Below are 12,196 nucleotides of genomic sequence, written 5' to 3'. Positions count from 1 at the left end.
CGTCACTCGGCGGACTCGTCGGTCGGGTCGTACGAGTCATGGGGTTCGGTGGGTTCGTCGGGGCCGGCTCCGTGGCCCTGGAGTGCGGCGCGCACGAGGTCGTCGAGCGCCATGGCGTCGATGTCGGCGTCGGGTTCGGGGTCCGTGGCGGTCGCGGGGGTGTCCGCGCCCAGCGTGAGGAGTTCGTCGAGGAGGCCGCTCTCGCGCAGCCGGTCCAGGGGCAGTCGGGCGAGCGCCGAGCGGATCCGGGCGTCCTCGGGGGTGTCGGCCGGGGAGTCGGGTGTCTCGGGGGCGAGGCGTTCGGTCAGGTGCCGGGCGAGCGCCAGCGGGGTGGGGTGGTCGAAGACGAGGGTGGCGGCGAGGGGCAGGCCGGTGGCGGCGGTGAGCCGGTTGCGCAGCTCGACCGCGCCGAGGGAGTCCACGCCGAGGTCGCGGAAGAGGCGTTCGGCGCCGATGGCGGCCGGGTCACGGTGGCCGAGGACGGCCGCGGCCCGCGCCAGCACCAGATCCAGGACGGCCTCGGTGCGGCGGGCGGGGGGCAGCTCGGCGAGCCGGTCCAGCAGGGCTTCGGCCGGTTCGGCGGTCCGTTCGGCGCTGCCCGTCGGTCGGTCGTGACCGGGCAGGCCGCGCAGCAGGGCGCGGGGGCGTCCGGTGGCGGATCCGGCGAACGCGTCCGTGGCCAGACCGGCCACCAGGGCGGTGGGGTGGGGTTCGGTGACGAGCCGGCACAGCATCTCGGCGGCGAGCTCCGGGTCCATGGGTTCGATGCCGGCCCGCCGCATGGCCTCCTCGGCGGCGGCGCCCCCGGCCATGCCGCCGCCTCCCCACACGCCCCAGGCGATGGACGTGGCGGGCAGGCCCTCGGCGCGGCGCCGTTCGGCGAGCGCGTCCAGGACGGCGTTGGCGGCGGCGTAGTTGGCCTGGCCGGGGTTGCCGACGAGGGCGGTCGCCGAGGAGAACAGGGCGAACACCTCCAGGTCGCTGTCCCGGGTGAGTTCGTCGAGGAGCAGCGCGGAGGCGGCCTTCGCGCGGAAGACGGTGCCGAACCGTTCGGGGGTGAGCCGGTCCAGGACACCGTCGTCGACCACGCCGGCGGTGTGCACGACGGCGGTCAGCGGCAGGTCGTCCGGGATGGCGGCGAGCAGTTCGCCGAGCTGCTTGCGGTCGGCGACGTCGCACGCGGCGAGCGTGACACGGGCGCCGAGTCCGGTCAGTTCGTCGCGCAGGGCTGCGGCTCCCGGCGCGTCGGGTCCACGGCGTCCGGCGAGGACGATGTGCGGGGCACCGGACTTGGCCAGTCGCCGCGCCACATGGGCGGCCAGCGCGCCGGTGCCGCCGGTGATCAGCGTCGTACCGGAAGGCTGCCAGGCGGCGTCCGGGTCACGTCCGTCGCCGGGCGCCGGGACGATACGGCCCGCGAAGACGGTGCCACCGCGCACGGCGACCTGGTCCTCGCCGTCCTGCCCGGCGAGAACACCGGCGAGGGCGGTGAGTTCGCGGGCGTCGGGCACCGCGGCCGGGAGGTCGACGAGGCCGCCCCAGCGGTCCGGGTACTCCAGCGCGGCGACCCGGCCCAGCCCCCAGACGGCGGCCTGCCGGGGAGCCGGGGCCGCGTCCGCCGCGCCGACCGACACCGCGCCGCGCGTGACGCACCACAGGGGCGCGGTCAGTCCGGCGTCGCCGAGCGCCTGGACGAGGATGGCGGCCCCGACCGTTGCGGCGGGCGCCTCGTCGTCGACGGCACGGTCGTCCGAGGCCGGCAGCGACAGCACGCCGTCGATTCCGCCGCCGAACGCCCGTATGCGGTCGGCGAGTTCGGCCCGGTCCGTGGTGTCGACGCGCATCCGCACGACGCTCGTGCCGAGCCCGTCGAGGACCGCGTCCGTCCACGCGTCGTCGGCGCCGGACGCGGGCAGCACCGCGAGCCAGGTGCCGGTCACGCGGCGGGCCGGGAGCCCGGACAGCGGCCGCCACACCACACGGTGCCGCCAGCCGTCCATCCGGGTCTCGGCGTCACGGCCGCGCCGCCAGTCGAGCAGCGCGGGCAGCACCTTGGCCAGGGCGTCGTCGTCGACATCGAGACGGGCGCCGAGCTCGGCGAAGTCCTCCTCCTCGACGGCCGTCCAGAAGTCGCCGTCCGCACCCCGTGCGGACCGCCGGGGGCTGTGCTCGGGCCAGAACCGCTCGTGCTGGAAGGGGTACGTCGGCAGATCGACGCGACGCGCCCCGGTACCGGCGAAGTACGCCTCCCAGTCCACGTCGAGACCGGCGAGCCGCAGCCGGGCCAGGGCGGTGGTCATCGACTCCGTCTCGGCGTGGTCGCGCCGCAGCAGCGGCACGGCGAGCGCGGACGAGCCCGCGCCGGAAGCGGCCATGCCGAGCAGCACGCCACCCGGTCCGACCTCGACCAGCACCGACACCTGCCGCTCCGCCAGGGTGCGTACGCCGTCGGCGAACCGGACCGCCTCGCGGACATGCCGCACCCAGTACTCGACCGAGCCGAAGCCGACGCCGGTGCCGCTGTCGGTGCCGGTGCCGGTTTCGGCGAGGCGCCCGGTCAGGTTGGAGACGACCGGGACGGCGGGTGCCGTGGCGGTCAGTCCGGTGAGCCGGGTGCGGAAGTCGTCCAGCATCGGCTCGATGTGCGCGGAGTGGAAGGCGTGGCTGACGCGGAGGCGGCCGGTGCGGCGGCCGAGGGCGGAGAAGTGCCCGGCGACGCGGGCCACCTCGTCCTCGTCACCCGAGACGACGACCGCGTCGGAACCGTTGACGGCGGCCAACGACACCCGCTCGGAGAGCAGCGGCCGGACCTCGTCCTCGGCGGCCTGCACCGCGCTCATGGCGCCGCCCTCGGGCAGCCCGTCCATGAGGCCGGCCCGGGCGGCGACGAGCCGGCAGGCGTCGGCGAGCGTGAGCGCGCCCGCCGCGTGAGCGGCGGCGATCTCACCGACGGAGTGTCCGACGACGTAGTCCGGAGTGACGCCCCAGTGCTCCAGCAGCCGGAACAGCGCGACCTCCACGGCGAACAGCGCGGGCTGCGCCGTACCGGTGCGGTCGAGGGCCGCCTCGTCGTCGCCCCACATCACGTCCCGCACGACCGGGTCGAAGTGGCCGAGCACCTCGTCGAGCGCGGCACGGAAGGCCGGGTGGGTGTCGTACAACTCCCGTCCCATGCCGAGGCGTTGGCTGCCCTGGCCGGGGAAGAGGAAGGCGACCCGGCCGGGGCGGGAGGCGTCGGCGCGCAGGACGCCGGGGGCGTCGGCCGTGCCGGACGGGTCGGCGAGGGCGGTGAGGCCCGTCGTGAGGTCGTCGTGGCCGGCGGCGGTGAAGGCGGCGCGGTGCTCGAACAGGGCGCGTCCGGTGGCCAGCGCGTACGCCAGGTCGGGGACGGCCGGGCTCGGGCCGGCGGTGACCCGGTCGAGCAGTCGGCGGGCCTGGTCGCGCAGGGCGGCGGGGGTGCGGGCGGAGAGCACGACGGGCAGCGGGTGCCGTATCTCCGGCGTGGGCTGTTCGGTCGGCGCCGGGGGTGCCTGTTCCAGGACGACGTGGGCGTTGGTGCCGCTCGCGCCGAACGAGGACACGCCCGCGCGGCGCGGTCGGCCGGTGGCCGGCCAGTCGGTGGCCTCGGTCAGCAGGCGTACGGCGCCGGAGGCCCAGTCGATGTGCGGGGACGGGGTGTCGGCGTGCAGGGTGCGCGGCAGCAGTCCGCGGTGCATCGCCTGCACCATCTTGATGACGCCCGCGACACCCGAAGCGGCCTGGGTGTGCCCGATGTTGGACTTCACCGAGCCCAGCAGCAGCGGCCGTTCACGATCCTGTCCGTACGTCGCGAGCAGGGCCTGCGCCTCGATCGGGTCGCCGAGGCTGGTGCCGGTGCCGTGTGCCTCGACGGCGTCCACGCCGGCCGGGGTCAGTCCGGCGTTGGTGAGGGCGCGGCGGATGACGCGCTGCTGGGCGGGGCCGTTGGGCGCGGTGAGGCCGTTGGAGGCGCCGTCCTGGTTGATGGCCGTGCCGCGCACGACGGCGAGCACCGGATGCCCGAGCCGCCGCGCGTCCGAGAGCCGTTCCACGACGAGCATGCCGACGCCCTCCGCCCAGCCGGTGCCGTCGGCGTCGGCGGAGAAGGCCTTGCACCGGCCGTCGGCCGACAGGGCGCCCTGGGCGGTGAACTCGACGAAGCCGACCGGGGTCGACATCACGGTCACACCGCCGGCCAGCGCGACGGTGCACTCTCCCGCACGCAGCGCCTGCACGGCGAGGTGCAGCGCCACGAGGGAGGAGGAGCAGGCGGTGTCGACGGAGACCGTGGGGCCCTGCAGCCCCAGGCTGTAGGCGACGCGGCCGGAGAGCAGGCTGCCGGACTGCGCGGTCTCCCAGCGGCCGAGGTCGTCCGGCAGCCGGTAGTCGCCGCTGGTGCCGCCGACGAACACACCCGCGTCACTGCCGCGCAGCCCCGTCGGGTCGATGCCCGCCCGCTCCAGCGCCTCCCAGGCGGCCTCCAGGACGAGCCGCTGCTGCGGGTCCATCACCAGCGCCTCGTTGGGCGAGATGCCGAAGAAACCGGGGTCGAAGTCGGCCGCGTCGGCGAGGAATCCACCGCGCCGGGTGACGCTGCCGCCGGGCCCGCCGGACAGCAGTCGGTCGAAGTCCCAGCCTCGGTCGAGCGGCATGTCGCCCGTGGCGTCGACACCCGCGACGACCAGGTCCCACAGTTCCTCCGGGGACCGGACACCGCCGGGGTAGCGGCAGCTCATGCCGACGATGACGATCGGGTCGTCGGTCGCCGCGACGGGAGCGACGGTGTCCTCGCGGTCGGACTGCCGGGTGGTGCCGAGGAGTTCGGTGAGCAGGTGGCGGGCGAGTTCGTCCGGGGTGGGGTGGTCGAACACGGCGGTGGCGGGCACCGTCAGGCCGGTGGCGCGGGCCAGCTGGTCGCGCAGGTCGACGGCGGCCAGCGAGTCGAAGCCGAGGTCGCGGAAGGGGCGGTCGGGTTCGATGGCGTCGGCTGCCGCGGTGCCCTGGCCGTGTCCGAGGACGAGAGCGCTCTTCTCCCTTACGAGGCGCAGGAGTCGGTCGGCGCGCTCGGTCCCGGGAAGCGCACGGAGCTCGTCGCGCAGACGGGCGGCCGGGTCGTCGCCGGGTTCGGTGTCGGATACGGCGGCCAGCGCGTCGCGGGCCTCGGGCAGGGCGGCGAACAGGGCCGTGGCGGCGCCGCTCGTGGTGTGCGCGGGGGCGAACGTCGTCCAGTCGACGCCGGCCGCGGTGACGGCGGGCAGGCCGAGGCCGACGGCCCGGTCGAGGGCGGCGAGCGCGGTGTTCGGGTCGAGCGCCGGGATCCCGCTGAGCCTCAAGTGTCCGGCGAGGGACGGTTCGACGGTGCCGGCCCAGGCGTTCCAGGCGATGGCCACGGCGGGCAGACCGCGCTCACGGGCGCGCTCGGCCACGGCCTCCAGGGCGGCACCGGCGGCGGCCTCGGCGGTACGCCCCCGGGCGCCCCAGGTGGCGGCGACGGAGCCGAACAGCACGAATGCGTCCAGGTCGCGGTCGGCGACGAGGCCGTCGAGGTTCAGTATTCCGGCGAGGGATTCGTCGAGTGTGGGACCGAGAGGCTCTTCGGCATGGACGACCGCGGTGAGTGCCGCGGCGTCCGGGCTGTCGAGAAGTGCGGTCAGGGCGGTGCGGTCGGCGATGTCGCAGGTGTGGACCGTGAGCGGGGCCGCCGCTTCGGTACCGGCGAGGACACGGTCGCCGGAGTCGGGAGCGGGCGCGCGGCCGACGAGCAGGACACGGTCGGCGCCGCCGAGGGCGGCCCGGCGGGCCACCGCCATGCCCAGGGGGCCGGTGCCGACGACGAGCACGGTGCCGCGCGGCGTCCAGTCGTCGCCGTCGGTGCCGGGACGGGCGCGGACGATACGGCGGGCCAGCAAACCATCGGCGCGCAGCGCCAGTTCGCGTTCCCCGGAGGCCTGGTCGGCGAGGGCGAGCAGGGCGTCGAGCCGCTCGTCGGGGGCGGTGTCCAGGTCGAGCAGTCCGCCCCACCGGTGGGCGCTCTCCAGGGCGGCGACACGTCCGGCGCCCCAGGCCGCCGCGGACGCCACGTCCGGCGCGGGGTCGGTGGGGCCGGTCCTGACGCCCCGGTGGGTGACGCACCACAGCGGTGCCGTGATGCCGGCCTGCTCCAGCCGGCGCAGCAGCCCGTCGGGGCCGTGGGCGCGGACCGCGCCGGGCAGGGCCACCACGCCGACCGGCTCGGCGGCGGCATCAGCATCGGCCGGCGTCTCGAGGTCGGTCCGCCGCAGCCGGTCGGCACCCAGGGCCGCGACCGCCGCATCGGCCCATGCCTCGTCCCCGGCCCCGGTCAGCAGCAGCCGGCAGCCGGCACCGGGCGCCTCGGGCAGCGGAACCGGCACCCACTCGGCCCGGTACAGGAGCTCGTCGGCGGCCGCCCGGGCCCGGCGCCCATGACGCCACTTCGCCAGCGCGGCCGTGGCCTCGGAACCGAGGTCGGTGCCCAGGGCGGCGGCGAGCACGGCGGGGTCGGACGCCTCTACCGCCTGCCAGAACTCGGCCTCCACGGGGTCTCCCTGGGCCACCGGCGCGGTCTGCGGCCAGTAGCGGCGGTGCTGGAAGGCGTAGGTGGGCAGATCGACGAGGCGGGCGCCGGTTCCGTCGAAGAAGCCGGACCAGTCCACCGGGACGCCATCGGTGTGCAGCCGGGCGAGGGCGGTCAGCGCGGCGCTCGCCTCGTCGCCGTCGCGCCGCAGCAGCGGTACCACGGGGATTTCGTCGTCGAGTTGGGAACGTACGGCACCGGACAGCACGGCGTCGGGTCCGGCCTCGACGACGGCGCCGACACCGGCGTCCCGCAGCACGGCGACACAGTCGGCGAACCGCACGGTCTCCCGGACGTGCCGCACCCAGTAGTCGGGGCTGCCCAGTTCACCTTCCGTGGCCGGCCGCCCCGTGAGGTTGGAGACGACGGTGAGCGTCGGCGGGTGGAAGTCGAGACGGTCGAGCGCGGCCCGGAACTCGTCGAGCATCGGCTCCATCAGCGGCGAGTGGAAGGCGTGACTGACCCGCAGTCGGGTGACCCGCGCGGCGTCGAGCCGGTCGAGGACGGCGTTCAGTTCGCTCTCCTCGCCGGACAGCACCACCGCGTCGGGCGCGTTGACGGCGGCGACGGCGACGGCCTCGCCGAGCAGCGGCCGTACGTCCTCCTCGCTCGCGCGTACGGCGGCCATGGCGCCGCCGGGCGGCAGGGCGTCCATCAGCCGGGCGCGGGCTGCGACCAGGGCACAGGCGTCGTCGAGGCTGAGGACGCCCGCGACGTGGGCGGCCGCGATCTCGCCGACCGAGTGGCCGACGACGTACTCGGGCACGGCTCCCCAGGACTCCAGCAGCCGGAACAGCGCGACCTCGACGGCGAACAGCGCGGGCTGCGCCGTGCCGGTGCGGTCGAGGGCCGCCTCGTCGTCGCCCCACATCAACGGGCGCAGCGGACGGCCGAGTTCGAGGTCGAGACGGGCCAGTACGGCGTCGAGGGCGTCGGCGAACACCGGGAAGCGGGCGTGGAGTTCGCGGCCCATGCCGAGGCGCTGGCTGCCCTGTCCGGAGAACAGGACGGCGAGCGGGCCGCGCGTGCCGCGGGCCCGGCCGCGCGCGACCTCGGTGATCCCGTCGGGTCCGGCGAGCAGGACGGCGCGGTGCGGGAGCGCGGCGCGCGCGGTGGCCAGGGTGAGCGCGACGTCGGCGGCGGTCCCGTTCAGGTCCGCGGCACGCAGCCGGCCGAGCTGGGCGTCGAGGGCGGCGGCGGTGCGGGCGGAGACGAGCCAGGGCCACGGGGCCACGAACTCGTTCCCGCCCTCCGCGTCGTCGGCCGGCCGCGCACTGGCCGGTTCCTCGGGCGCCTGCTCCACGATGACGTGCGCGTTGGTGCCGCTCATGCCGAACGCGGAGACACCCGCGCGGCGCGGGCCGTGCGCGTCGGGCCACTCGGTCGCCTCGGAGAGCAGGGTCAGGCCGCCGGGCGTCCAGCCGATGTGCGGGGACGGGTCCTCGGCGTGCAGGGTGCGCGGGAGGACACCGTGGCGCATGGCGAGGAGCATCTTGATGACCCCGGCGACACCGGCGGCGGCCTGGGTGTGGCCGAGGTTGGACTTCACCGTGCCGAGCAGCAGGGGCCGTTCGCGGTCCCGCCCGTACGCGGCGAGCAGGGCCTCGGCCTCGATCGGGTCGCCGAGGGTCGTGCCGGTGCCGTGCGCCTCGACGGCCTGGACATCGGCGGGACGCAGGGCGGCGTCGGCGAGGGCGTGCCGGATGACGCGCTGCTGGGACGGGCCGTTGGGCGCGGTGAGACCGTTGGAGGCGCCGTCCTGGTTGACGGCGGAGCCACGGATCAGGCCGAGCACGCGGTGTCCGTTGCGGCGGGCGTCGGAGAGCCGTTCGAGGACGAGTACGCCTACGCCCTCGGACCAGGAGGTGCCGTCCGCGCCGGCCGAGAACGCCTTGCAGCGGCCGTCGGCGGCCAGTCCGCCCTGGGCGCTGAACTCGACGAAGGCGTCCGGCGCCGACATCACCGACACACCGCCGGCCAGGGCGAGGCCGCAGTCGCCGTCGCGCAGCGCCCGCACGGCCCAGTGCAGGGCGACGAGCGAGGCGGAGCAGGCGGTGTCGACGGTGACGGCCGGCCCTTCGAGGCCGAGGACGTAGGACAGCCGGCCGGAGAGCACGCTGGCCGTGTTGCCGGTGGCGGCGTAGCCCTGGACGTCGGCGGTGCCGCGCCGTAGGACGGTGGCGTAGTCCTGGCCGTTGGTGCCGACGAACACGCCGGTCGGGGTGGCGCGCAGGCCGGTCGGGTCGATGCCGGCGCGTTCCAGGGCCTCCCATGAGGTCTCCAGCAGCAGCCGCTGCTGCGGGTCCATGGCGAGGGCCTCGCGCGGGGAGATGCCGAAGAAGTCGGCGTCGAAGTCGGCGACGCCGTCGAGGAATCCGCCCTCGCGGGTGGCGGAGCCGCCGGCGGCGAGCGCGGCGAGGTCCCAGCCTCGGTCGTCGGGGAAGGGGCCGATGGCGTCACGGCCGTCGGCGAGCAGCCGCCACAGGTCTTCGGGGCCGGTGACGCCGCCGGGGAAGCGGCAGCCCATGCCGACGACGGCGATCGGGTCGTCGGCGACGGCGCGAGCCTGCGGCACCACGGCGTCGGGCGTGGACTCCTCGGTGTCGCCGAGGAGTTCGCCGAGGAGGAAGTCGGCCAGGTGCTGCGGGGTGGGGTGGTCGTAGATCAGGGAGGCGGGCAGGGTGAGGCCCGTGGCGGTGGCGATGCCGTTGCGCAGTTCGAGCGTGGTCAGTGAGTCGAAGCCGAGGTCGCGGAAGGTCCAGTCGGCCTCGACGGTCCGCGGGTCGGCGTGACCGAGGACGGCGGCGATGCGGGTGCGCAGCAGGTCGAGCAGGGTCCGGCCGCGTTCGGCGGGGACCAGCGCGGCCAGTCGGGACCGCAGATCGTCCTCGTCCGCCTGGGCCAGCCGTTCGTCGGCCGGTGCGGGCGCGGCGAGTTCGGTGAGCAGCGGGGCCGAGGCGGGCTGCAGTGCGGCGAGGCGTGACCAGTCGACGTCGGCGACGGTGACGGCTGTCTCGCCGTGTGCGACGGCGTCCAGCAGGGCGTCGACACCGAGTTCGGGGTCGAGCGGGGTGAGTCCGGCGCGGCGCAGCCGACGGTCGATGTCCTCTCCGGCGGCCATGCCCGATCCGGCCCAGGGTCCCCAGGCGATGGAGGTGGCGGGCAGACCGTCGGCGCGGCGGCGGGCGGCGAGCGCGTCGAGGCGGGCGTTGGCGGCCGCGTAGTTGCCCTGTCCGGCGGCGCCGAGCACACCGGCCGTCGAGGAGTACAGCACGAACGCGGTCAGCGGCAGATCGCGGGTGAGCGCGTCGAGGTGCTCCGCGGCGGTGACCTTGGCCCGCAGCACGGCGGTGAAGTCGTCCGGTGTGAGGGCGTCCAGGACGCGGTCCTCGACGACGCCGGCCGTGTGCAGTACGGCGGTCAGCGGCGCGTCGGCGGGCAGGGCGGCGAGGAATGCGGCCAGCTGATCGCGGTCGGCCGCGTCGCAGGCGGCCAGGGTGACCCGGGCGCCGAGGGCGATGAGTTCCTCCCGCAGCTCGGTGGCGCCGGGGGCGTCGGGGCCGCGGCGGCTGAGCAGCAGCAGGTGTCCGGCGCCCTCGCGGGCGAGGCGGCGCGCGGCGTGGGCGCCGAGGGCTCCGGTGCCGCCCGTGATGAGGACGGTGCCGTGCGGGTCGGCGAGACCATGACCCGGCACCGGGGTCTCGCGGCGCGGGGCCCGGACTAGCCTGCGGACGTAGACGCCAGAGTCACGCACGGCGCTCTCGGCGTCGCCGCCCGCGAGGACGGCCCGCAGCCGGCGCGCGGCCGCGGCGTCGACCCGGTCGGGCAGGTCCACCAGGCCGCCGAGGCGTCCGGGGTGTTCGAGCGCGACGACCCGGCCCAGTCCCCACACCCCGGCCTGGGCGGGGTCGCGCACGGGCTCGCCCGCGCCGAGGACGGAGACCGCGCCCCGGGTCACGCACCACAGGGGTGCGTCGAGTCGCGCGTCGCCGAGTGCCTGGCAGGCGGTGGCGGTGAGCGCGGCGGCGTCCTCACCGGCGAGCGCGAGCAGGGACAGTACTCCGGTGAACGGACCGTCGACGCCCCGGAGTTGGGCGGCCGCCCGGGTGCGGTCGGCGGCGAGGGCGACACGTACGACGGGTGTGCCGAGTGCGGCGAGGATGCCGTCGGCCCACTCGGAGTCGGCCATGTCCTCGGGCAGCAGCGCCAGCCAGGTGCCGGTGAGGGTGGCCGTGGCGGGCTGGGCGGGCCGCCAGACCTCGTGGTGGCGCAGGGCGTCGAGACGCGCCCGGTCATGCCGGCTGCGGCGCCAGGCGGCGAGGGCGGGCGTGAGCGAACCGGCGGTGTCCGCGTCGAGGCCGAGTTGTGCGGCGAGGGCGGCGGTGTCCTCGCGTTCGACGGCGGACCAGAAGGCGGCGTCGGCCGGATCGGCGGCGGCTGCCGGTGCGGCGGTGCCGGGTTCGGGCCAGTAGCGCTGCCGTTGGAAGGCGTAGGTGGGCAGGTCGAGTTGGTGGTCGGGGACGCCGACCGCGGTGAGGAAGGCCGCCCAGTCGACGTTCACGCCGTGCACCTGGGCGCCGGCGACGGCGGTGGTGAGCTGTACGGCCTCGGCCCGGTCGCGGCGCAGCAGCGGTACGACGGCCGCGGACTCGCCCGTGGCGGGGTCGTCGTCGAGGACGGCGCGGGCCATGCCGCTGAGGACGGCGTCCGGGCCGATCTCCAGGAACGTCCGCACACCGCGGCCGGTGAGGCTCGTGACGGCGTCGGCGAACCGCACCGTGTCGCGGAGGTGCCGCACCCAGTGGTCGGGGCCGGCGAGTTCCTCGTCGGTGATGACGTCGCCGGTGCGGGTGGAGACGAGCGGGAGCACGGCAGGAGCGGGCCGGATGCCGGCGACGGCTGCGGCGAACTCGTCCAGTACGGCATCCATGCGGGGCGAGTGGAAGGCGTGGCTGACCCGCAGCCGCCGGGTGCGGTGGCCGCGTGCGGCGAGCGCGGCGGCAACGGCCTCGACGGCGTCCTGGTCGCCGGACAGGACCAGCGCGGCTGGGCCGTTGACGGCGGCGACGGCCACCCGCTCGTCGAGCAGCGGCATCACCTCGTCCTCGGTCGCCGTCACGGACACCATCGCGCCGCCCTCGGGCAGCCGTGCCATGAGGCGGGCACGGGCGGCCACCAGGGCGCAGGCGTCGGCCAGTTCGAGCGCACCGGCCGCGTGGGCGGCGGCGATCTCGCCGACGGAGTGCCCGGCGACGTAGTCCGGTGTGAGCCCCCAGGACTCGACGAGGCGGAACAGGGCGACCTCGAAGGCGAAGAGGGCGGGCTGGGTGTATCCGGTGTGGTCCAGCAGCGCGGCCTCGGCGGTGCCCTCGGGCGCGAACATGACGTCCCTCAGCGGTACGTCGAGCCCGGTGTCGAGGTGGGCGAGGGCGGCGTCCAGCGCGTCGGCGAACACCGGGTGGCGGTCGTAGAGTTCACGGCCCATGCCGAGGCGCTGGCCGCCCTGCCCGGTGAAGAGGAACGCGACGCGTCCCCGTCCGGCGCCGGGTGCGGCCGGCTGGACCACGGCGGGGTCGGGCTGTC

The 12,196-nt window shown here is 76.2% G+C and carries 1 protein-coding gene (only partly in view); it reads right to left on the bottom strand.

Going from position 1 to position 12,196, the window contains the following annotated elements:
- Positions 1 to 2: 2 nt before the first annotated feature.
- Positions 3 to 12,196, bottom strand: partial view of a type I polyketide synthase gene (locus ACZ7NC_RS24555; RefSeq protein ID WP_471491242.1) — the end only. The gene runs 26,014 nt beyond the window's last position; the window shows 12,194 of its 38,208 coding nt (coding positions 26,015-38,208); its start codon lies beyond the right edge, outside the window; the stop codon is at positions 3 to 5.

The sequence above is a fragment of the Streptomyces sp. NPDC111802 genome (genome assembly GCF_055634335.1).
This window is presented reverse-complemented; position numbering and strand designations above follow the sequence as displayed.